This window comes from Sporosarcina sp. P26b, assembly GCF_002743245.1.
Taxonomy (GTDB): Bacteria; Bacillota; Bacilli; order Bacillales_A; family Planococcaceae; genus Sporosarcina; species Sporosarcina ureae_C.
The window spans coordinates 22,238-44,819 of sequence record NZ_PDYW01000016.1; the positions used below are offsets into that span (position 1 = coordinate 22,238).

Sequence of the window (22,582 nt, forward strand, 5' to 3'; positions counted from 1 at the left end):
CTAAGGGTGAAGAATACTTCATTCTTAGTCCAAATTTGTTTTGACATCTACTATTCTGCTGTTTATACTAAATATACGGAACTAGAGTTTTCAGAATATATCGAATGGTAACAAGTTTTGTGAAATAACAAAAAGAGAGGAGAGTGTTTAATGGAAACACGCTCACAATGGGGAACAAGGGCCGGTTTTATATTGGCTGCAATCGGGTCGGCTGTCGGACTCGGAAATATCTGGCGCTTTCCTTATGTCGCCTATGAAAATGGCGGTGGCGCATTCTTTATCCCGTACTTATTTGCACTTTTAACAGCGGGTATCCCGATTCTGATCATGGAATTTACAATTGGTCATAAATATCGTGGATCCGCACCTCTTTCATTCTTCCGTTTAAATGGTAAGAAGGCAGAGTTCTTAGGATGGTGGGGGATTTTCGTTTCGTTCGTTATCTCCACTTACTATGCCGTGATCATTGCATGGGCAATGAAATACACGATCTATTCATTTAACTTATCTTGGGGGAAAGAACCGGAAGCATTCTTCTTCGGTGACGTTCTGAAATTAGCGGATAACCCAGGAGATGTCGGGGGGATTGTAGGAGGCGTAGCATTGCCACTACTATTCGTCTGGATTATTTGTTACATTATCTTGATCGGTGGAGTCAAGAAAGGGATCGAGTTGGCGAACCGAATATTTATTCCTGTTCTATTCCTTCTATTCTTATTCGTCGTCATCCGTGCCATCACACTTGACGGAGCTATGGTAGGACTTGATGCATTCTTTAAACCGGATGTCGATAAATTATTGAATCCGCGCGTATGGGTTGCTGCATATGGACATATCTTCTTCAGTTTATCGATTGCCTTTGCGATTATGATTACGTATTCTAGTTATTTGCCGAAGAAATCGGATATTACGAATAACGCATTCATCACAGGTTTTGCGAACTCTTCTGTTGAGTTATTAGCAGGTATTGGGGTATTCGCAGTACTAGGATTCATGGCAACGAATCAAGGGGTAGATGTAGCAGACGTTGCGACAGCGGGTGTAGGTTTAGCCTTTGTCGTGTTCCCTGAAATCATCAATCAAATGCCAGGATTAAATGGCCTGTTCGGCGCATTCTTCTTCCTGTCACTGACACTTGCGGGTATTACTTCACTAATCTCCATTACTGAAACATATATCGCGGGTATGTCAGATAAATTCAATATTTCAAGACGTCGTTCAGTAACTATTGGTGTCGGACTCTCAGCAGTGATTTCTTTGCTATACGCTACAAATGGCGGTTTGTACTTCCTAGACGTAGCAGATTACTTCATTAACCAATTCGGTATCGCAGTCATCGGTTTAGTTGAAGTTTTCTTACTAGCTTGGGTATTCCGCAAACTTGGAGTGTTCGAACAGCATGCCAATGCAGTATCGGATATTCGACTTGGCTGGTGGTGGAAGGTTTCACTTTCATTCATCACTCCTATCGTATTAGGTACTATGTTATTCTTCCTAATCAAAGACAATATTGCTGAAAACTATGAAGGGTATCCAACGTCGTTCTTATGGACGATCGGATGGCCAGTAGCGATAGGCGCATTTGTGATGTCGATTGTATTCACATCATTAAAATGGAGAAACAACACAAGAATTACATCAGATTACGATGAAGACAAAGGGGGGCTATAAATGGATACAGGAATGAGCGGTTCTGCAATCCTTATGATGCTAGTCGGAGTGACGATCATCTGGGGCGGTCTATTTATCAGCATCTTTTATGCTACAATCCTCAGCAAGTTCAAAAAGAAGTTCAAAGTTGAACAGTAAACGATCTACACCTGCAGCCAGCTAGTTGGTTGCAGGTGTTTTTTAAATAGTGAAGCGTCACTAATTTCACTTTTATTGTCATGTATAATCTGTGTCATCTATAATTGAAGCTTATCTGAATTTATGTTACATTGACATGAGTAGAATCTATCAACAGAATGGAGTCGGTAGCGTTGTCATGCAAACCTGAGACAGGAAGAAAATCTGAGCATGTTAGAAAGCCGGATTGGCTGAAGATTAAGCTAAACACCAATGAGAACTATACAGGTTTAAAGAAGTTAATGCGCGAGAAAAACTTGAATACTGTGTGTGAAGAAGCACGTTGTCCAAACATTCACGAGTGCTGGGGAGAGCGACGTACAGCTACTTTCATGATCCTCGGTGCTGTATGTACACGCGCATGCCGTTTTTGTGCAGTTAAAACAGGTCTACCAAATGAACTGGACACTGCTGAACCAGAACGTGTAGCGGAATCAGTTGAATTGATGAACTTGAAACACGCTGTAGTCACGGCTGTTGCACGTGATGATCTCAAAGATGGCGGCTCTGCTATTTTTGCGGAAACGATCCGTGCAATTCGTAGAAAAAATCCATTTACATCTATTGAAGTATTGCCTTCAGATATGGGTGGAGATAAAGAAAACTTGCAACGTTTGATGGATGCAAAACCAGATATATTAAACCATAATATTGAAACTGTGCGTCGCTTGACTCCAAGAATTCGCGCGCGTGCAACATATGATCGTTCACTTGAACTACTTCAACGTGCGAAAGAAATGTATCCTGAGATTCCGACGAAGTCTTCATTGATGGTTGGACTTGGAGAGACTGTGGAAGAGATCATTGAGACAATGGATGATCTTCGTGCGCATGACGTAGATATCATGACAATTGGTCAGTACTTACAACCAACAAAAAAACACGCAAAAGTGGTAAAGTATTATTCGCCTGATGAGTTTGGTGAATTGCGTAAAATCGCAATGACTAAAGGATTCTCTCATTGTGAGGCGGGGCCGCTTGTACGTTCAAGCTACCACGCAGACGAGCAAGTAAATGCTTCGGCTAAAGAGAAACAGCGCCAAGGTGACGAGCTGCTGAAACTTGAAGGACAAGCGAGCAGTTAAATGGAAGTGAAGCAGAGTATGGTTATTTTAGAGAACACGCAGTATGAAATCGTAGAAGAGTTTCGCGAAGGTTTCGATGAAGAGGCCTTGAATGAACGTTTTAGCGAAGTGCTGTTAAAGTATGACTTTATTTTGGGCGACTGGGGATATGGACAATTACGATTAAAAGGCTTTTTTGAAGATCGTAATTCCAAATCCACTTATGAAACAAAAATTAGTACTGTCCAAGATTATATCTATGAATACTGCAACTTTGGCTGCGCTTATTTCATCTTGAAGAAGATTGGAAAAGTAAAGCCTGAACCGATAGAAGCAGAAGTAGTGGAAGAAGTAAAACCTGAAGCCATATCTGCTCCTAAAGAAGAACAATAAAAATGAAGGCTTCGAGCAAATTTGCTCGGAGCTTTTATTCGTTTGGCTGAAAATATGGTAAGATAGAAACATGAAGTATACGAGGAGGAAGAACAGTATGTATTTTGTAGATCAAAATGAAATCAATAAAACATTAGTGTATATGGAGCAGTTGATCAATACGTTTGAAAAGGAAACGGACTGGCAGCAAAGCAAAGTAAATAAACTAGCTTTAGAGCGGATTGCACATGGCTTAATTGAAGGAATTATTGATGTAGGTAATTCTATGATCGACGGATTCATCATGCGTGATCCAGGTAGTTACGACGATATCATTGATATTCTTGAAGATGAAAAAGTCATTCAATCTGAGCAAGCTGTGCCTCTGAAAGCTTTCATCTCTTTACGTCCAATGATTGTGCGTCAATTCGTAGAGGTCGACTCAAGTAAAGTAGAGACATCGATTCGCGATACATCCAAAGAACTAAAACAATTCCCAGGACAAGTCCGTGACTACTTAACGAATGAATTAGGCCCAGTCTCGGCGTTTCTACCAACTGAATGATGAAACAATATAAAGCCTATTGCTTCGATTTGGATGGCACGATGTATAGGGGGACTGAACCGATACAGGAAGCTGTAGATTTCGTTGCAACGTGCCAAGCGCAAGGCAAGGACACATACTTTATTACGAACAACGCGGCTCTTACACGCACTGCTCAACAGGAGAAACTAGCGAGTTTTGGGGTACAGACAGAAGTCGATTACATCATGAATTCAGCAACTGCACTGGCGCGTTACTGTGCCCTACATTACGCAGGCGCTAACGTGATGATGATTGGTGAAGCAGGATTGCGAGAAGCGCTAGAAATCGAGCACATCAACATTACCTCGACGAATCCCGATGTCGTCTTAATGGGACTTGACCGCCAGATTACATACGGCAAACTCGCGGATGCCTGTCTGGCGATACGTAGCGGTGCACATTTCTTAGGCACCAATCAAGACGTCAAATTCCCGACCGAAAAGGGACTCGTACCAGGTAACGGTTCGTTCTTAAAAATGATGGAAGCAGCAACTGAAACAAAGCCACTCATCGTAGGAAAGCCCGAGCCGCATATGCTGGAGTTCATCCAGCAGCAGGGGATGTACAAGAAAGAAGATATGATCCTCATAGGCGACAACTACGATACAGACATCATGGCGGGCATCCGCTACGGTATCGACACGGCGTACGTCGCGACAGGGGTCACACCAATGGAAGAAGTGCTAGAAAAAGCACAGCAACCCACGTATCTACTGAACTCACTTGCAGATTGGCCAATTAACTAAAAAAGTTATCCGGGAGTCTTGGTACATAGACTCCCTGGGTAACTTTTTTAATGCGCAAATGAGTAGCTGGTAAGTTGTTGGGGGTGGGGATTTAGTGCAAAGATGTGCTCCTAACGCTTCGCTTTTACTCGCAAAAGCCGTCCTTCGCTACGGCTCTCGCTCCAATCCCTTGCAATGCGAGTGGTTGATACTTTTTGTTGTGCATTGAAGTTATGGTTGTGATTAATGTTGAGCTTGCGAGGCTATGAGCGGTTATCCAGGTTCTATGATCACTTAGATGAATCTATGAGCACTCGTGGCGTCTGATAGAGCGGATAGTGTGTGCTATAGAGCACAAAAAGTGTTCTATGAGCGCTCAAATGGATTCTATGAGCGAAAGCTGGACGCTGGAGCTTCAATCCCTTGCAATGCGAGTGGGTGATACTTTTTTTGTGCATTAAACTTAGGATTGTAAATAATGTTGAGCTTGCGAGGCTATGAGCGGTTATCCAAGTTCTATGATCACTTAGATGAATCTATGAGCACTCGTGGCGTCTGATAGAGCGGATTGTGCGTGTAATAGAGCGCAAAATGAGTTCTATGAGCGCTCAAACGGATTCTATGAGCGAAAGCTGGACGCCGGAGCTTCAATCCCGAACCACTCTCAAACTCACTCACTATTCCTAAGCTCTTGCTTTTGACCTTATCGTACTCACCAATTTACTCCTTAATTCCATCATCTATCAGGGATTGAAAAAAGACGCCCAAGAAGCACTACACTTCCCAAACGTCTCATGCATTCTATTTGTATTAAAAAAGTGGATTCTCCTCAATGAACTGATAAATACGCTTCGTCAATTCATCCGCAGTATCCGCTTCGACAAGTTCACCATTAACTAGCGCATACAACGTATCACTACACTTCGTACAATAGCTCAAACAACCATATTCCAACACGTCAACGTTCGGATCACGCTCCAACGCCTCAAATACAGGGTAGGAACCATTGGCCAAATTACTGATACAAAACTCCACGATGGGATTCATCTTTCTCACCTCGCCTACTAGAAATGGTACTCTTTTTTTGCAAATGCGTCAATGAACTTGGCATATTGTGAAAGTCATCACAAACTGCTATAATAGCAAATGAGATGCACGAGAAAAATAGACATAGAAGGAGAACATAATGAGAAAATTACTTTTACTAGGTGCCGGCTATGGTAATATGAGAATTTTATTGCGTTTGCTAAATAAAGAATTATCAACTGATATCGAAATTACACTTGTCGATAGAACCCTGTTTCATAGTTTGAAAACTGAATTTTATGCACTGGCAGCAGGAACGGTTCCTGACTCGGATGTTCGCGTAGCGATTCCAGTTCATGAACAATTGAAAGTGGTAGAAGGCGAAATTCAAGAGATCAAGCCCGAAGAACAAGAAGTATTATTAGCAGATGGACGAGCACTACCTTACGATGAATTGGTTATAGGACTAGGTAGCGAAGACAATTATCACAACGTGCCTGGTGCTGCTGAACACACACTGAGTATCCAAACAATCGGTAAATCACGTAAGACGTATCAGACATTGCTAGGCTTAGGCGGTGGCGCAACGGTAGGAATTGTAGGCGCTGGACTAAGTGGGATCGAGTTAGCTAGTGAATTGCGTGAGAGTCGTCCTGACTTGAATATTAAATTATTCGACCGTAGCCCACGTATTTTACGAGACTTCCCTGAGCGATTGAGTAACTTCGTCAAAGGATGGTTTGATCAGAACGAAGTAGAAGTCGTTGCGAATTCAAACATCACGAAAGTGGGCGAACATGTCCTATATAACCATGAAGATACGATTGATGTAGACGCAGTCGTTTGGACGGCTGGTATTAAACCAGGTAAAGTTGTGGATGATTTAATCGTTCAAAAAGACCGTTCAGGCCGAATTGTACTCAATCAATATCACCAAATTCCGAGCTATCCCAATATTTACGTTGTAGGGGATATTGCTGCGCTTCCACACGCACCAAGCGCTCAGTTGGCTGAAGTACAAGGAGAACAAATTGTTCAAGTACTACGCTCTACTTGGAAGGGTGAACCACTGATGCTTGAAATGCCGGAGCTAAAACTAAAAGGCTTCATGGGTTCATTAGGAAAGAAACAAGGATTTGCATACTTGGCAGATCGTACTGTTACCGGCAGAATCGCACGTCTAATGAAATCTGGTTTGCTATGGATGTACAAATGGCATAATGGCTAATATGGGGTATGTAAAAGTCACTTCAAAAGAGGTGGCTTCTTCTTATGCATTATTTTCCGGAGCTAGTAAGTACATACAAAAGAAGCGACATGTTCACCAAGAACGTGTCGCTTCTTCAAATATATAGATTTCGTGTTCTCAATTAATCAAGCAAATTATCAATTTATCCTGCGTGGTAACCATGTGATTCCAATGCATTAAAAACAGGCTTCAGCTGGATATGACCTTCGCCAATCATTTCGTCATTAATCAGTACAAGTGGATAAAAGTACTCATCATCCCGGATTTTTTCTGCAATTTCTTGCTGGCGAGATTCTGCTAATTCTTGATCAATATCGATATACGTAATAGTAAAAGGCTGGTCAGGGTACTTTCTTGAAATTGCCGCCTCAAGCCATTCATACGTATCTTTAGAAGAAGGTGCATTTACACAACTCGCGCAGATGATTTCCGCTCCATAAACTTCAATTGTTGCAGGTGATTGTGACATATTAGTCAATCCTCCGATTCATTATTGGATTTTTTCTGCTTGGCAGTTTATAATAAGTATAAGGAAAGGAGAGTGTGATTACAATGACAACAGATACTAAATTATATGAGCCCGTAACAGAAGTGCTAAATAAATTACGTCCATTCCTCTTGCGAGACGGTGGGGACTGCGAATTAGTGGATATTGACGAAGGAATTGTGAAGCTGCGCCTTTTAGGAGCTTGCGGAACATGCCCGAGTTCAACAATTACATTAAAAGCTGGTATTGAGCGCGCATTACTTGAAGAAGTACCAGGAGTAGTAGAAGTAGAACAGGTCTTTTAATTTCACCAAGAGAAAAGCCGTGTAAATGAAGTTTTATCTTCTTTGCACGGCTTTCATTATTCAACTTGTTTTATGAACGGCTTCTTCATCCCGAATTTCTTGCCAACGATCTTTGGCCATCTGGATGACTTTAGGTTCAGTCGATCTTTTTTGTGTTTCAATGACACGAGAAAAGTTTCGAATGGCTTCTGCACGATCATGGATACGCCAAGATAGTTCGGCAATTAGATATTGTACGCGGGTCTCAGACATTTGTGTTCCTATATAATCACCTTCAGAGAATGCCTGTATATATAGGTCACGGGAAATCTTTAGGTACCGCATTTCTTTAGGGAGATTTTCATCTTCCCGATAGATCCAAGCTATACGTAACATCATGCCTGCCATAGTTAAATGCTTTTCCTTTTTGAAGTTGGCACTTAGGTAGGCTAATTTATAGGCTTCCACTGCTTGCTTTTTTGTACGTTCGCCTCCAAATGACCGGCTATGCCATTTAGCTGTTATATTTTTAGCGATCATTTCTTTTGTGCCAGGTGCAAAATACGGAGCGAAATCATCAGTGAAGGCAAAACCGCAATGTGGGCAAACGGCAACGTTATAAAAAATAGGGTTAATTTCCTTATCTATGTAAATAGGTCTAAAATCGCTATCGTGGTCGATTACTCTTACTTGGCGTGAACGGATTTTAGTAGTAGGAAAATGCTCTTTACAAAGTAAACAATGCATTTTCTTCTCGTAAAATGGGCTGATTTCCACTAATATCATTCCTTTCTGTCCTGAGTCTTATTATACATTAAAATAGACCTAGTAGGGGGACTATTTGTTTGCATTGTGATGAAAAAGATTGATATGATAAAAAGAAAACGTGGAAAGTGAGTGGTAGATATGACAAATACAGTAGAAATTACAGAAGCAGCAGCATTTCACGTGAAAAAGATGATGGAACACAATGAAGAAGAAGGTTCTTTCTTGCGCGTTTCCGTTAATGGCGGAGGTTGCAGCGGGTTAACATATGGTCTAGGCTTTGCACAAGAAAAAGAAGCAGATGATATTTCTTATACAGCACACGGAATTCCTGTAGTGGTGAAAGAAGAGGATGCAGCTATTCTCGTAGGTACGAAAGTGGATTATAAGGAATCTTTAATGGGTGGCGGTTTCACGATCGACAATCCAAACGCGATTGCGAACTGTGGTTGCGGTACTTCATTCAGAACAGCTAAAAAAGCTGGCGCACCTGCAGAATGCGATTAACAGTTGGAATGCAATACTCGCATCATCCTAAAAAAGTGAGAAAGTAAACCTCTTTGATTTGTCTGTTGCTACAACAGAACAAGTCAAAGAGGCTTTTTTATATAGTTAGAAACTGACAAAGTTGTCCCGCAGTTAAATGACTACCGTATCAAAATAATATAAAGGCTCGGCTTAATAAGTCGCCTGCATTATAGAAAATCATTTCTTGCATACATTCATCCATGAACTCATTAAGTTTTTACTGCTATATGTCGAATAAAGCGATACACTAATATAGTACAAGTGTAGAGTAGTAAAAGTTTTAATATAAAAGTATTGAATACATTCTCTTTAAATAATATAAAAGTAGGTGAATACGATGGGGAAATATCATTTGGATTCCAAAGGTAAGATGGCAGTAGCGAAGTATCATGAAAAAAATAAACCAGCCCAATTTGATAAAAAACAACAACTTGAAAAAATACGTTTGGATTATTTGGAGAAAAAGCAAAATCAAAAAGAAAAGTAATATTTTGGATAACGTTATTACGATTATAAAATTCATATACTTACAGATAATAGTTGTAGAACTTCTTTTAGCGAGGCTCAAGAAAGCCTGTGGTTTGGCGGTTGCAAGTGAAATGAGATAAACAAATCATGAAAAACCTAGTAGAATTATCCATGGAGAATTCTACTAATTAAATTTGATTATTTGCATAATATCAATTGTGTTGAAATACTCGCTCAAAAGGTCTACTATAAGTAATGAAAGTAAGATTAAATTAATATCAAACTAAATGCCGGCACTGCAAAACCAAGTTAGATTGATTTTACACGTACTCGGCGTTTAATAAACTAAAAGGTGGTTCGATTTACGTGAAAAGACCAACAATCTTAGTATTGGGTGCAGGTTACGGTGGCTTGATGACCGTTGTCAATTTACAGAAGTCATTAGGCACAGACGAGGCAGACATCGTTCTAATCAACAAAAATGATTATCACTATGAATCTACATGGTTGCATGAAGCGGCAGCTGGAACATTAACTCCAGAACAAGTTCGCTACGATATCTCAAGTGTAATCAATAGCAATAAAGTTAAATTCATCGAAGCTGAAGTAACTGGCATCGATGTAACTACGAAAAGTGTCAAGACAAATCTTGGATCACACACATATGATTACCTTGTGATCGGACTTGGTTTCGAAGGTGAAACTTTCGGTATTCCAGGTTTGGACAAGTACGCATTGTCTATCGCAAATGTGAATGCAGCACGTCAAATCCGCGATCACATGGAATATCAATTCGCTACATGGTCTACTGAAGAAGTAAAAGATGATAGCCGTTTAACTATTATCGTAGGTGGAGCAGGATTCACAGGAATCGAGTACCTTGGGGAACTAGGAAACCGTGTACCTGAACTATGTAAAGAATATGATGTGCCAGCTAAAAAGGTTCGCATTCTATGTGTAGAAGCGGCGCCAATGGTACTACCTGGTTTCGATCCGGAACTTGTAGAATATGCAGTACGTCAATTAGGCGCGAAAGGTGTAGAATTCTCAATCGGAACACCGGTTGTAGAAGCAACTCCTGAAGGCGTGAAGATTAAAAAAGGCGAAGATGAATTTGAATTCATCAAAGCTGGAACGGTTGTATGGGCTGCGGGTGTTCGTGGTAACCGTCTAATCGAAGAATCAGGTATCGAAAACATGCGTGCTCGCGTAAAAGTTGAAAAAGACATGCGTGCGCCAGGATTCGACGATGTATTTGTCGTAGGTGACTGTGCATTGATGATCAACGAAGCGATCAATCGCCCATTCCCTCCAACAGCACAAATCGCTATGCAACAAGGTGATATGATTGCGAACAACATCATCGCGTTGATGAAAGGAAACCCAACTAAAGAATTTGTACCTGATTTAAAAGGTAGCGTTTGTTCATTAGGGGATTCTGATGCAATTGGTGTCGTATTTGATAAAAAAGTGACAGGTACTAAAGCGTCATTTATGAAGAAAATGATCGATAACCGTGCGTTATTCATGATCGGTGGTCTTGGACTCACGATTAAAAAAGGTAAATTTAACGTTCTGAAATGATTATAAAATAGCACTCGTTTTTGCGAGTGCTTTTTGTATGCAACAAAATAGCCAACAAGTCAACTATGAAAGCAGTCGAAGTAGGGGAAATCGTCTGTCAGATTTTAAGAATTCATGACATCTTAGAAGAACGTTGTGTGTACACTGTCTCATTCTATTGAAAGACTTCCCATCATCCTGTAAAATGTTGAGGTGATGAACTGGAGGTTAGCAAGCATGCAAACTATATCCATAGCTCAAGTGATGCTATCGATCTTGATATTTATTGTTATGTTTTTCGGTATCGGCTTTTTATTGAACATGCTATTGCGTATGACTTGGCTGATGGCTATTATTTATCCGATTATCGTGATTTTTATTATTGATGATGTGGCGATGTATGAGTACTTTACGAAGCCAGGCTATGCGTTTAGTGAGCTAGGGGCGAATTTAATGTCGCTTCATGTGGTAGATATCGTGATTTTGGCGAGTGGTATGGTCGGAGCGATTATCGCAGGATTTGTGATGAAGGTTTTACGCAAGATGGGGTATCAGATGTTCTGATGCTTTGATTATGTGGATGAAAAGAAACGGAACTGGACAAGAAGTCGTGATTTACGACAGCTTGTGACAGTTCCGTTTTTTTGTGCTTCTTTTAGAGTTTACAATATAACCGTATACGTAAGAATGGAAATGAGGATGCCGGTTAGGGCTCCGAAGAATACTTCGTTTGGTTTATGGCCTAGTAGAGTTTTGAGTTCCTGGATTTTGGCGTCGTTGTCTTTTTTAGGCCAGTGTTTTAGATCGTCGACGAACATTTGGAAGTCAGAACGCATTTGGTTAATGATAACGGCTTGTTGTCCCGCTTGGTAGCGAATGCCAGTTGCGTCAAACATGACGATGACTGCGAAGATGGCAGATACAGCGAATAAGGGTGAGTCTAATCCTGCTTCAAATGCGATGGCAGTTGTTAGTGCGGTGACTGCGGCTGAGTGGGAGCTTGGCATGCCACCTGTGGAAGTCATAAGTCCGAAATCGAGTTTACGTGTTAATAAAAAATGAATGGGTATTTTTACGAATTGTGCAAATAAAATGGCGAATAGCGCTGCGAGGAGCGGTATGTTTTCAAAAATAGCCAAGAGATTCCACTCCTTTTATGTTAGTAGTTTTGCAAACAGTATATCATAATCTGTATTGAATCGTAGTAAAAACCCAACAATCCTTGTCGTTGGAAGTGCTAATCTGACTAGTCTATACTAGTATGGGGTAAGCGTAAAGAAAAGGGGAGGAATAAAAAATGATAAACGTAGAAACAGCATCCGCAATGAATCAGAAGGAAGTGGAGGTGCTAGTTGTAGGAGTACCTGACCATCCAGAGAACGTAGAAGGGTTTGATCAGTTCGTCGAATCATTCCATCCTTCATTGACAGACTGGATTAAATCGCATGATATTCAACAGAAATTTAAAACTATCACAAAAATGCCCGCCTTATCTAAGCAAACTTACGACCGTGTATATTTTGTAGGCGTTGGCAATCAGAAACAACTGACAGAACAGAAAGTACGCGAACTATTCGCTACTGTAGGTAAACAGCTACATAACGATCGTGTGCGTACCGTAGGGGTCTGGACAGCGCCCTTCTGCAATGAAGAGATCCATTGTGAGGATGTAGCGTTCCTAGCCTCTGAGGGTATCGGTATGGGCTCGTATGCGTATGAAGGATTCCAAACCTCTTCTAACGAAGTAGATGTACCACTTACTACAGTAACGTTCATTACGAATGCTGATGAACAAAGCATCATAGCGGCAGGGGAAGTAGGAATGATCTCTGCGCATGCAGTGAACGAGGCGCGTACTCTCGTCAATGTGCCACCAAATCTATTGACGGCGACTAAGATGGCGGAGTATGCACGGGAATTAGCCGAAAGCTATGACTTAGAAATCGACATTCTTGGTAAAGCGGAAATGGAAGAGCTTGGTATGGGTGCAATTCTTGCGGTCAATCAAGGTTCAGTAGAAGAACCGAAGCTAATTGTGCTGAAGTACCAAGCGACTGAACAGTGGGAAGATGTAATTGGATTAGTAGGTAAAGGAATCACGTATGACACCGGTGGCTACTCGCTGAAGCCTAAAGACGGCATGGTAGGCATGAAAGGTGACATGGGTGGTGCAGCGGCTGTTCTGGGCGCTATGGCCATCATAGGAGAGTCACGGCCAAGAAAGAACGTAATTGCCGTTATAGCTTCATCAGACAACATGATCTCCGGCGAAGCATTTAAACCGGACGACGTCATCACTTCACTAAGCGGCAAGACAATTGAAGTGCTCAATACAGATGCGGAAGGTCGTTTAGTACTGGCTGACGCCGTGACGTATGCGAAGCAAGCGGGAGCTGAGTATCTGATAGATGTAGCCACGTTAACAGGTGGTGTCATTGTAGCGCTCGGTAACGATAAAACGGGTGCGCTGACGAATAACGAGGAATTCTATAAGCAGTTCCAGGAAGCAGCGGATGAAACAGGAGAATTTATTTGGCAAATGCCGTTAACTGAAAATGATCGCAAGCGAATTCGTAAAAGTGATGTTGCTGATTTGAACAACTCACCTGGACGCGATGGCCATATGATATTCGGAGGTGGCTTCGTAGGAGAATTTGTAGGGGATACGCCTTGGATTCATTTAGATATCGCAGGCACATCTGACGCCGCAAGCCCACATGTGCTTGGCCCTAAAGGCGCGACTGGCGTTATGGTCCGTACATTAGCGACATTTGTAGAGCGCTTAGCTGCTGAAACAGAATCACAAGAATAATTCACTCTAGGCGCTTTACCCATTCCTTCTTTCTAGTTGGTCATAGGATAGAGGGAAAGGGGGAACTTGGATGACAAGACATAATAATTACAGAGGTGGATATGGTGGCGGTCGCGGTCATTATGGCGGTGGTTACGGAGGATTTGGTGGTTTCGGTGGTCCTTTCCTAGGTGGTTTAGTTGGTGGATTTTTAGGCAATGCTATTTCTCCAGGTTACGGCTACGGTTACGGTGGAGGGTACTACCCACCTTACTACAACAGCTATCCATACTATCCACAACCGTATTACCCTTATTATCCATACTTTTAAAAAAACACGCCGAGATGACTAATTGTCATCCGGCGTGTTTTTATTTGACTCCTTGCGGTGCTTTTTTGCAGCTTCTTTCAGATCATCGCCAACCGTTAATTTGGTAGGTTCTACTCCTGCCATATAAGCTGCACGTGTCATCAAATGACCGCCAATGGGAGAAGTGATGAATAAGAAGACGATACCGAGCAACAGTGCGACACTGAAGTGGCCTTCATTCCACCAAAAGTGAAGGAAAACGCCAAGCAATAAACTCATAACTCCGAGTGTTGCACTCTTTGAAGCGGCATGTGCGCGAGTGTAGACATCCGGCAACCGCAAAATTCCGATGACTGTGACGATCGTAAAAATGATCCCCACTGTGACAAGAAACACAATAATAATATCAGCGATCAGATCCACTATCGATGATCTCTCCTCTCTCAATAAATTTAGAGAAGGACACCGTACCGATAAACGACATAATCGCAATCAATAGAATCGCATCGATGAAGAAAGGTGTATCAAACAGGATGGATAGCAACGCGATAGCCGAGATTAGCATGACGCCAATTGCATCGAGCGCGACTAGACGATCCGGAACAGACGGGCCTTTCCATACACGATATAATAATCCGAGCATAGACAAGATGACCAGCACGAGACAGACTGAGTAAAATAGGTTCATCCTCGGCTCACCTCCATGATGGCTTTCTCGAATGTGTTCTTAATAGAGTCGATTGCTTCATCCACATCATCCACGTCGATCGCATGGATATATAACGTTCGCTGATCATCCGATACATGCACGACGACTGTACCGGGTGTCAATGTAATCAAACTGGATAATAGGGTGATTTCCCAATCTTTCTCTAGTTCAGTCGGCAAAGCAAAAAACATAGGTTGCATAGTAGAAAGATCCGGTTTTATGACTAGTAATAACACGGAAATATTCGACAAGATAAGCTCTTTTAGGAAAATCGTTGCAAGTTTCACTGCAGACCAGATTCGCCAAATGTACAAGCGCCCTCTGAAATAGCGGCGAGTCATAATGATCATCAACAGTCCGATGATATATCCGATGATGAACGTAGAAGGTGTCAATGAACTTGACATGAACATCCAAACGACTGCAATGAAGAAATTTAAAAGTATCTGAAAAGCCATTGACCTCTACTCCTTTAACACCGCATTTATATAGATGGATGGATCAGCTAGTACATCTGCTGCATCCGTCATATATGGCATAAGCCACTCTGCACCGACACCGTACGCTACCGTAACGACAACCAGCATGATAGCTGGAACCATCATCTGACGATAAACGCCTTTGTCTCGAGCAGGTAACTCGTTCTTTTGAGGACCCCAGAAAGCATAAATGAAAATCCGTATAACGGACAACAACACAACTAAGCTCGATGCGAGAATGATGATGCTGCCAATTATGTGATCCGCTTCGAACGCGCCTTTTGTGATGAGCACTTTTCCGATGAATCCACTTAATGGAGGTATACCTGCTAGACCGAATGCAGCGATTAGATACATCCAACCGAGCGTGGCATGGGTCTTAATTAAACCACCCATCTCCCGCAAATTAGAAGTCCCGGTCACATAAATGATGATGCCGATCAAGACAAATAGTGCACCTTTGATCAACATATCATGAATCAAATAAAATATTGCCCCTTCGAGTCCAGCAGTATTCATTTGTGCAACACCGAATAAAATCACACCTACTGCAATGATGATGTTGTAAATGATAATTTGCTTTACATCGAAGTAAGCGAGAGCACCGATACAGCCTGCAATGATTGTCAGTAACGACAAAATCATTAGAAACTGATGTGTAAACCCGATATCGTGCACGAAAAACAACGTATACGTACGCGTAATCGCATAGACACCTACTTTAGTAAGCAAGGCACCAAACAATGCGAGCACTGGAATTGGCGGCGCAGCATACGAATTAGGCAACCAGAAGTATAGAGGGAAGATTGCCCCTTTAATGCCAAAGACGATCAAGAATAAAATCGCAATGACCGAGATGATCCCCGGTTGATTAATTTCAGCAATCTTCACCGAAATATCCGCCATATTCAATGTGCCGATAATGGAGTACAAATACGCTACCGTAATAACGAAAATCGCAGATGAAATAACGTTGATCAATATGTATTTGATGGATTCGCGAAGCTGTCTCTTCTCGCCGCCAAGCACGATCAGTAAATACGATGCGATCAGTAGCACTTCGAAGAATACGAACATATTGAAAATATCACCTGTTGTAAAGGCGCCATTGATTCCTGTAATCATGAAAAGAATTGCAGGATAGTAGAAAAACCTTTCTCTTTCTACACCAATTGACGAAAAGCTATAGAGGACGACAAAAAATGTAATACTAATTGTCGTCGTGACGAGCAGGGCAGAGAACATGTCCGACACCATCGTAATTCCGAATGGTGCAGGCCAGCTTCCGAGCGTCACGGTTTGGATTCCTTCTGTCTTCACTGTCGCGATGAGCCACAAAGAAGCAACTAGACTGAGAGCCAATCCGATCAGTGTCAAAACTCTTTGGACGATCACTTGCTCTTTGAAAAACAATAAAATCATCGCGAAAAAGAAAGGAATAATGATCGGAAATAAAAGAAGATTAATCATGTTCATCATTCCCTCTCAATTCATTCATATTATCCGTTTGGTGTACAGCATACATACGATACGCCATGACGAGCATGACTGCCGTCACACCAAAGCTAATGACGATTGCAGTTAAAATCAATGCTTGAGGCAGGGGATCTGCAAAATCTGTCACACCATCAATGAGTACAGGTGGTGCTAAGCCTCCAAGTCCACCCATCGTTAAGATGAGCAAGTGAGCTCCATGACTGAGCAACCCAGTACCTAAAATCACTTTCAGTAAACTTCTCGATAATATCAAATAGACGGCTGCCGTAAATAATATCCCGATGAGAATTGAAAGAATAAACTCCATCAGTCATCGCCTCCAATCGATTGAATAATCGTGATGGCGGAACCGACGACAACTAAGTAGACTCCACTATCAAATAACATCGCTGTGTGAAGAGACGTATGTCCGAATAGTGGTAAATCAAAATCACTGAATGCATGCGTGAAGAACGGCACATTAAAGAAAATCGAGCCCGCCGCTGTACCTAATGCAAGCAATAGTCCGATCGCAGTCATAATCGTAAAGTTAAACGGTAGAATTTGTTGAATCGTCCGTAAATCGAATGCCAACAACAACAGCACAATCGCCCCTGTTGTCAACAAGCCACCAACGAATCCTCCACCTGGTGCATAGTGACCCGCGAAAAAGATGTGGATGGAGAACAGGAAGATGATGAAAAACACTACTTTGGCTGTAGTTTGTAAAATAACATCATTTGTTTTCATCGTTCGGCTCCTTTCTCGATACACGTAAGCGAATCATGCCAAGTACCGCAATCCCTGCAATAGCTAATACTGCGATTTCAAATAATGTATCAAATCCACGGTAATCTACAAGAATGACGTTGACGATATTTCCGCCAGCGGCTTCTGACTCGACCGTATCTTTATAATACTTAGAAATCGAAGGGATCATTTTTTGTGAGTGGCTGGATAGGGCGACCAATGTCACCATCACACCTACACTCAATGAAACAATCAAATTGACTACTTTAATGCGTTTCGTTTCACCGTGCGAACTGAGTGCCGGCAAATGCTTGAATGCCAGCAAGAACAACGCAACGGATACGGTCTCGATTACGAGTTGCGTCAATGCTAAGTCAGGCGCTTTGAAGATGACGAAGAATAATGCGACGGAATACCCGACACCGCCGAGCGCGATAATCGCAGCAAGACGAGACTTCGCAAACACAACAAATCCGACAGACAAGATTAACACGATCGCATTTAACGATCCATATAATGTAATCGCTGCGAAACTATTCATATCAAGAACAAATGCATCCTTAATGAACAATAGCGCGATGATCGAAACGGACATGAAGGCGAACATATACAATAAGTATGTCCGGATCTTACCTGTCATATAAAGACGAGAAACTCGATTCAATCCTTTTTCACTTCCACGCATCAACGCATCATAGCCTTCATTCAACGATAACTTATCAGGCTGGATACGATAGAGTGGTTGCCATTTTGGAATGGTCAGATAAAGTAATGTACCGAATGCGATCACGCCAATAGTCAACCATAGGCCAACTGCTCCAAAACCATGCCAAGCTTTGACATGAATATCGATAGCGGAAGGGTTTGCGTACAATGTCGGTTGAATGGCCATGACAGCCGGTTTAATAATCCACTTACCAACTACGTTCGGAATGAAGAACACAAGAATGACGATCGTTGCCAAAATCATAGGTGAAATCAGCATGCCAATCGGCGCTTCATGCGGTTGTTTCGGCAATTTGTCGAATTTCTTCTGACCCATAAATGTTTTTAACACAAAATACAAACTGTACGTAAACGTAAAGACACTGGCAATCCAAGCAACGATCGGGAACATAATGCCCCATGTATCGAAGTTGAATAATTCAAAGTGTCGAAGCGCTACCATGGATTCAAGGAACATTTCCTTACTTAAGAATCCGCTAAACGGTGGCAGTCCAGCCATGGATAATGAACCGATAGCTGCAACAGTAAAGCTGATTGGCATCACGCTCATTAATCCACCGAGCTTACGAATATCTCGGGTACCGGTTTCATGATCGATAATGCCTGCAATCATGAAGAGTCCGCCCTTGAATGCTGCGTGGTTAATCAAGTGGAAAATCGCCGCATACGTCGCAAAGCCGAACATGGCCGCCGTCGCATGATACGAGATGGCGCCTGCACCGAGCAATGACATAATTAATCCGAGCTGGCTGACTGTTGAAAATGCTAAAATCGCTTTCAAATCCGTTTGCTTCACTGCAAAGAACGAACCCCAGAACAGTGTTAGCAATCCGATTCCAGTAACAAGCCAAATCCATGTGGACGACGTACCGAAAATCGGCGTAAAACGTGCAACTAAATAAATACCCGCCTTAACCATCGTGGCGGAGTGTAAGTATGCACTGACTGGTGTTGGCGCTTCCATTGCATCCGGTAACCAGATATAGAATGGAAATTGTGCCGATTTCGTAAAGGCACCAAGCAATAATAAGATTAAAGCTAGTGTGAAATATGGTTGACTTACAAGTTCAGGAGCTTGCGCAATCAATTCACGAACAGAGAATGTTTCTCCCATGATACTGAGCAAAATGAATGCCCCGAGCATCATCAATCCACCAAACACTGTAATCATCATAGATTTCAATGCACCGAAACGTGATTTATCCTTCGTGTACCAGAAACCAATCAATAAGAAGGACGAAATCGATGTTAACTCCCAGAATAAATAGAGTGTCATCGTGTTGTCAGATTGTACAACTCCAAGCATGGCGGTCATGAAAATCAGTAAGTAGACATAAAAACTACCTAGATCTTCTTTTTCTCTATCCATATAAAATACAGAGTACAATACAACTAACGAACCGATACCGGTGATCAATAGCGTGAATAATAAACTTAGACCATCTATGTACGAAGTAAATGCAATACCTAGTGATGGAATCCAATTTAATTCAGAACTAGCATGACCACCATCCATCACTAACGGCAAGAAACTTAAGTAATAGCCGAACAATACTAGCGGGACGAGAAAGACAAACCAACCCGTATGTATTCCTTTGATTTTCTTATAAGCAAAAGGAACAAGTATTGCGAAGATTACAGGTAAAAAAATCAATAACACGAATTCCAAGAGAATCCTCCTTCCAACCATGTTCTTCACATATTCAAATTCCCATAGCAATATGCGTGGGCGTATTTGTTAGTATAGCGTAAAACATTTCAAATTGCATAGACGACAGTTGTCCAATTATTGCTTTATTCGACTTCCTTCTTATATTATTAGGAGGGTGAAAAAATATTTTTGAGGTGTAGTATGAAAAATCCATATTTATTCGGTTATTTGCCCTTTGTCACCGTACTGTTATTCAGTTTAACGTTCGGTGTCTACAGCGTGGGGGAGACATTGATCCTCTTTAAGGAAATCGGTCTCTATCAAGGTATGCGGGAGTTTTTATCGGACTTTCAGTTGCGAATATTTTTGTTGACTATGTATTCCCTATTATTCTTTATGTTATTCGCTGCATTAAAATTGATTGCGGTTACTATTCATGAAACGGCCTTATTATTTTTCTTGAAAGAAGAAGCGGATGCGTCATATAGTGCTTCGAAGTCTGGCGCAGTCATTTACTTTATCGGTGCGCTTGCTTCGGCAATTGGCATTCAATCCTGGAAGACATTGGCGTTAATCTTTCTCATCACTTCTTTTGTCTATTTCATTTATGTAATCTACAAATTAAGTCCATTTATGCCGTTGACGCATACAGTGGGTTTGATCTTCTTTCAAATCATCATCTGGAGTGTATTGGTGGCGGGACTTGTCTATATTATCTTCAGGCTGTATAACGGCTTGCTGGCCAGTATACCGTTAGCGAATCCGGTGAAATAAAAAGAGCCTTGCAGATCCGAAGTGACGGAACTGCAAGGCTCTTATGGTCGCATCGTAGAGGAAAAAGCACGCAGATGGATTTTTTGATCACGTAGACGTGGTATCGGTGTTGGTTTATCATAGCCGATCCACACAGCGGACGTATAGCGATCATTCATGCCGATCGTCCACAAGTCTTTAAACGAATCAGTCGTTCCCGTCTTCGCTCCCGTATAGCTAGTTGTATATGGAATCCCTTCGCCTGTCCCGTTGACGACTACTTCTTTCATCAAGGAACGTATACTGCGAACTGTCGAAGGAGACCAAACCGCTTTTGACGTATCCTTCCACTTATATAGCACTTCACCCCGACTGTCCTTTACCGCGCGAATAGCATGCGGTGTCAAATATATCCCGTCAATAAAACTCGTAGTCGCTCCGGCAAGTTCGAGTGGCGTGACGCCATGAGAAAATCCGCCGAGTGCAGCAGGGTAAGAACGATCTGCTGCCACTACATGCTGGAAATGAAATGGAGCTAGATGAGAAAATGCTGTATCTATCCCTACACGTTGCAACAAACGCACAGCCGTCGTGTTATAGCTGTTGCGGAACGCTTCCCGTACAGTTGTCGTGCCGAACTGATAGTGGCCAAAGTTCTTCGGACAATAGCCGTTAATACAAATATTACTACTGTTGACAGGTGTATCCGCATGATATGGGCCGCTCTCGAAAAACGGTGCATAGACGAGCAGTGGCTTGATTGCTGAACCAGGTTGTCGAACTGCTTGATAAGCTCGGTTGAAGTCTGTCTTTTTATATCCTGAACCCGCATACAGACTAATAATTTCGCGCATTTCATTGTCGATAACCGCAGCACCTGCTTGAACCCCGCCCGTTCCAATCAATGCATTCAAACGATTTTCATCATGTTGCTGCTTATTTTGATCAAGAGCCGTTTCAATCGTTACGCCTTTACTGATCACATCACGGGTGCGGCGATTGATTTCATTTTGCCAACGCTGTCGTTCTTCCGGTGTCTTGGCCTTGTTCTTCGACACATCGAGTCCTTCTGTCTGTGCAATAAGGTCTTTCAATTCTTCCAATACATAAGAACTGTACATAGGATGAAACTGTTCTTTTTTCTTAACGTGTAATTTAATAGGCGATGTACTGTATCCATCAAATTGTTCTTGTGTAATCACTTGCTGATCAAGCATTACTCGAAGAAGCCGTATTTGACGTTCTTTCGTTTTGTCGAAATGCTTGATGGGGTTATAAAGTGAAGGATTGTTTGGAATAGCTGCTAAAAATGCAATTTCTGCTTCATTTAATTTTTCGAGAGGGCGGCTGAAGTAATAGCTTGCCGCACCGCCAATTCCGTACACTTGATTGCCGAAATACATTTCATTCAAATACATTTCTAGAATTTCATCTTTTGTCGATTGCTTTTCTAACTCTGCAGCGAGGAATAACTCTTTAAATTTTCTCTCGTATGTTTTCTCTGTTGATAAATAACGCATGCGCACAACTTGCTGTGTAATGGTCGATGCGCCTTGCCGTTTGTCATCTGCTGCGGCATTGATCGTAAAAGCCCGAATGATGGCCGCGATGTCATACCCACGATGCTCATAAAATGTTCGGTCTTCACTTTTTAAAAATAATTGACGAGTAAAGAACGTCATGTCTCCTAAAGCGATCGGTCGCCGCCATTCAGTATATTCTTCAGCAAATAATTTGCCGTTACGATCTTTCATTTGAATAGGGGAGACCATGGCGGGTGCTTCTAATTGCACTGCGTCACGAATAGAAGCGTGCAAAGTTTCAGTCTGCACCGTCTCCGCCTGGATTTGGTTTTGTATAAATAATAATAGTGGAACGCAAGCAAGCGTGATCACTAGTCCAATCGTTTGTTTCAACTTACTAGCCTCCCTGTACTTTCGCATAGCTATAGAAAAATATAACATATCGGAAC

27 protein-coding genes are annotated in these 22,582 nt (G+C 41.9%); 15 read left to right on the forward strand and 12 right to left on the reverse strand.

Annotated elements, in window-relative coordinates; genetic code table 11:
- Positions 1-150 precede the first annotated feature (150 nt).
- From CSV69_RS12400 to CSV69_RS12420, 6 genes are all read left to right on the forward strand, one after another.
- Positions 151-1,671: a sodium-dependent transporter gene (locus CSV69_RS12400; RefSeq protein WP_099693578.1), complete on the forward strand. Its 1,521-nt coding sequence runs from the start codon at positions 151-153 to the stop codon at positions 1,669-1,671.
- Positions 1,672-1,809 carry a MetS family NSS transporter small subunit gene (locus tag CSV69_RS16695; RefSeq protein WP_232319588.1) on the forward strand — a complete coding sequence of 46 codons (138 nt, stop codon included), beginning with the start codon at positions 1,672-1,674 and terminating at the stop codon, positions 1,807-1,809.
- Positions 1,810-1,967: 158 nt separating this feature from the next.
- Positions 1,968-2,933 carry a lipoyl synthase gene (gene lipA, locus CSV69_RS12405; RefSeq protein ID WP_085426800.1) on the forward strand — a complete coding sequence of 322 codons (966 nt, stop codon included), beginning with the start codon at positions 1,968-1,970 and terminating at the stop codon, positions 2,931-2,933.
- A gap of 18 nt (positions 2,934-2,951) precedes the next feature.
- The gene (locus CSV69_RS12410; protein WP_099693592.1) at positions 2,952-3,305 is read left to right on the forward strand and encodes a YutD family protein; all 354 of its coding nucleotides are present in this window, start codon (positions 2,952-2,954) and stop codon (positions 3,303-3,305) included.
- A gap of 97 nt (positions 3,306-3,402) precedes the next feature.
- Entirely contained in the window at positions 3,403-3,849 is a 447-nt protein-coding gene (locus tag CSV69_RS12415) for a DUF86 domain-containing protein (RefSeq protein WP_099693579.1), read from the forward strand.
- The gene (locus CSV69_RS12420; protein WP_099693593.1) at positions 3,849-4,616 is read left to right on the forward strand and encodes a TIGR01457 family HAD-type hydrolase; all 768 of its coding nucleotides are present in this window, start codon (positions 3,849-3,851) and stop codon (positions 4,614-4,616) included. The genes CSV69_RS12415 and CSV69_RS12420 overlap by 1 nt, the downstream gene beginning before the upstream one ends.
- A gap of 789 nt (positions 4,617-5,405) precedes the next feature.
- On the opposite strand, the gene CSV69_RS12425 is transcribed toward CSV69_RS12420, so the two are convergent.
- Positions 5,406-5,642, reverse strand: a complete 237-nt coding sequence (locus CSV69_RS12425) for a YuzB family protein (RefSeq protein WP_085426798.1) — start codon at positions 5,640-5,642, stop codon at positions 5,406-5,408.
- Between the two features lie 139 nt (positions 5,643-5,781).
- Between CSV69_RS12425 and CSV69_RS12430 the strand changes: the two genes are divergently transcribed.
- Positions 5,782-6,849, forward strand: coding sequence for an NAD(P)/FAD-dependent oxidoreductase (locus CSV69_RS12430; RefSeq protein ID WP_085426797.1), 1,068 nt, complete (start codon positions 5,782-5,784; stop codon positions 6,847-6,849).
- Positions 6,850-7,012: 163 nt separating this feature from the next.
- On the opposite strand, the gene CSV69_RS12435 is transcribed toward CSV69_RS12430, so the two are convergent.
- On the reverse strand, positions 7,013-7,339 hold the full coding sequence (locus CSV69_RS12435) for a YuzD family protein (protein WP_085426796.1): 327 nt from the start codon (positions 7,337-7,339) through the stop codon (positions 7,013-7,015).
- Positions 7,340-7,422: 83 nt separating this feature from the next.
- Between CSV69_RS12435 and CSV69_RS12440 the strand changes: the two genes are divergently transcribed.
- Complete coding sequence (locus tag CSV69_RS12440; RefSeq protein ID WP_085426795.1) at positions 7,423-7,662, forward strand: NifU family protein; 240 nt, start codon at positions 7,423-7,425, stop codon at positions 7,660-7,662.
- Between the two features lie 60 nt (positions 7,663-7,722).
- Here CSV69_RS12440 and CSV69_RS12445 read toward each other — a convergent pair whose 3' ends face one another.
- Positions 7,723-8,427: a DUF2225 domain-containing protein gene (locus CSV69_RS12445; protein ID WP_099693580.1), complete on the reverse strand. Its 705-nt coding sequence runs from the start codon at positions 8,425-8,427 to the stop codon at positions 7,723-7,725.
- A gap of 120 nt (positions 8,428-8,547) precedes the next feature.
- On the opposite strand from CSV69_RS12445, the gene CSV69_RS12450 reads away from it, so the two are divergent.
- From CSV69_RS12450 to CSV69_RS12465, 4 genes are all read left to right on the forward strand, one after another.
- Complete coding sequence (locus tag CSV69_RS12450) at positions 8,548-8,913, forward strand: HesB/IscA family protein (RefSeq protein ID WP_085426793.1); 366 nt, start codon at positions 8,548-8,550, stop codon at positions 8,911-8,913.
- A 358-nt stretch (positions 8,914-9,271) separates the two neighbouring features.
- Entirely contained in the window at positions 9,272-9,421 is a 150-nt protein-coding gene (locus tag CSV69_RS17065; protein ID WP_099625737.1) for a hypothetical protein, read from the forward strand.
- Positions 9,422-9,768: 347 nt separating this feature from the next.
- Positions 9,769-10,986: an NAD(P)/FAD-dependent oxidoreductase gene (locus CSV69_RS12460; RefSeq protein WP_085426792.1), complete on the forward strand. Its 1,218-nt coding sequence runs from the start codon at positions 9,769-9,771 to the stop codon at positions 10,984-10,986.
- A gap of 216 nt (positions 10,987-11,202) precedes the next feature.
- The gene (locus CSV69_RS12465) at positions 11,203-11,529 is read left to right on the forward strand and encodes a YuiB family protein (protein WP_085426791.1); all 327 of its coding nucleotides are present in this window, start codon (positions 11,203-11,205) and stop codon (positions 11,527-11,529) included.
- A gap of 98 nt (positions 11,530-11,627) precedes the next feature.
- Here CSV69_RS12465 and CSV69_RS12470 read toward each other — a convergent pair whose 3' ends face one another.
- Positions 11,628-12,104, reverse strand: coding sequence for a divergent PAP2 family protein (locus CSV69_RS12470; protein ID WP_085426790.1), 477 nt, complete (start codon positions 12,102-12,104; stop codon positions 11,628-11,630).
- 158 nt (positions 12,105-12,262) lie between these two features.
- Between CSV69_RS12470 and CSV69_RS12475 the strand changes: the two genes are divergently transcribed.
- Both CSV69_RS12475 and CSV69_RS12480 read left to right on the forward strand, forming a co-directional pair.
- Positions 12,263-13,777: a leucyl aminopeptidase gene (locus tag CSV69_RS12475; RefSeq protein ID WP_099693581.1), complete on the forward strand. Its 1,515-nt coding sequence runs from the start codon at positions 12,263-12,265 to the stop codon at positions 13,775-13,777.
- Between the two features lie 70 nt (positions 13,778-13,847).
- Positions 13,848-14,087: a hypothetical protein gene (locus CSV69_RS12480; protein ID WP_099693582.1), complete on the forward strand. Its 240-nt coding sequence runs from the start codon at positions 13,848-13,850 to the stop codon at positions 14,085-14,087.
- 18 nt (positions 14,088-14,105) lie between these two features.
- Here CSV69_RS12480 and mnhG read toward each other — a convergent pair whose 3' ends face one another.
- From mnhG to CSV69_RS12515, 7 genes are read right to left on the reverse strand one after another with little or no spacing between them, the layout of a single operon-like run.
- Complete coding sequence (mnhG, locus tag CSV69_RS12485) at positions 14,106-14,489, reverse strand: monovalent cation/H(+) antiporter subunit G (protein ID WP_099693583.1); 384 nt, start codon at positions 14,487-14,489, stop codon at positions 14,106-14,108.
- Complete coding sequence (locus CSV69_RS12490; protein ID WP_085426787.1) at positions 14,473-14,754, reverse strand: Na(+)/H(+) antiporter subunit F1; 282 nt, start codon at positions 14,752-14,754, stop codon at positions 14,473-14,475. Before CSV69_RS12490 ends, mnhG begins: the two co-directional genes overlap by 17 nt.
- On the reverse strand, positions 14,751-15,233 hold the full coding sequence (locus tag CSV69_RS12495; RefSeq protein ID WP_099693584.1) for a Na+/H+ antiporter subunit E: 483 nt from the start codon (positions 15,231-15,233) through the stop codon (positions 14,751-14,753). The genes CSV69_RS12490 and CSV69_RS12495 overlap by 4 nt, the downstream gene beginning before the upstream one ends.
- Before the next feature lie 6 nt (positions 15,234-15,239).
- Positions 15,240-16,724 (reverse strand): Na+/H+ antiporter subunit D, encoded by a 1,485-nt coding sequence (locus CSV69_RS12500; protein ID WP_085426785.1) that lies wholly within the window; start codon positions 16,722-16,724, stop codon positions 15,240-15,242.
- Positions 16,717-17,058 (reverse strand): Na(+)/H(+) antiporter subunit C, encoded by a 342-nt coding sequence (locus CSV69_RS12505; protein ID WP_099625743.1) that lies wholly within the window; start codon positions 17,056-17,058, stop codon positions 16,717-16,719. The genes CSV69_RS12500 and CSV69_RS12505 overlap by 8 nt, the downstream gene beginning before the upstream one ends.
- Positions 17,058-17,480, reverse strand: a complete 423-nt coding sequence (locus CSV69_RS12510; RefSeq protein WP_029054412.1) for a Na(+)/H(+) antiporter subunit B — start codon at positions 17,478-17,480, stop codon at positions 17,058-17,060. The genes CSV69_RS12505 and CSV69_RS12510 overlap by 1 nt, the downstream gene beginning before the upstream one ends.
- Positions 17,467-19,875, reverse strand: coding sequence for a Na+/H+ antiporter subunit A (locus CSV69_RS12515; RefSeq protein WP_099693585.1), 2,409 nt, complete (start codon positions 19,873-19,875; stop codon positions 17,467-17,469). The genes CSV69_RS12510 and CSV69_RS12515 overlap by 14 nt, the downstream gene beginning before the upstream one ends.
- 183 nt (positions 19,876-20,058) lie before the next feature.
- Between CSV69_RS12515 and CSV69_RS12520 the strand changes: the two genes are divergently transcribed.
- Complete coding sequence (locus tag CSV69_RS12520; protein ID WP_085426782.1) at positions 20,059-20,631, forward strand: DUF5366 family protein; 573 nt, start codon at positions 20,059-20,061, stop codon at positions 20,629-20,631.
- 41 nt (positions 20,632-20,672) lie between these two features.
- On the opposite strand, the gene CSV69_RS12525 is transcribed toward CSV69_RS12520, so the two are convergent.
- Positions 20,673-22,526 carry a transglycosylase domain-containing protein gene (locus CSV69_RS12525; protein ID WP_233192392.1) on the reverse strand — a complete coding sequence of 618 codons (1,854 nt, stop codon included), beginning with the start codon at positions 22,524-22,526 and terminating at the stop codon, positions 20,673-20,675.
- Positions 22,527-22,582 lie beyond the last annotated feature (56 nt).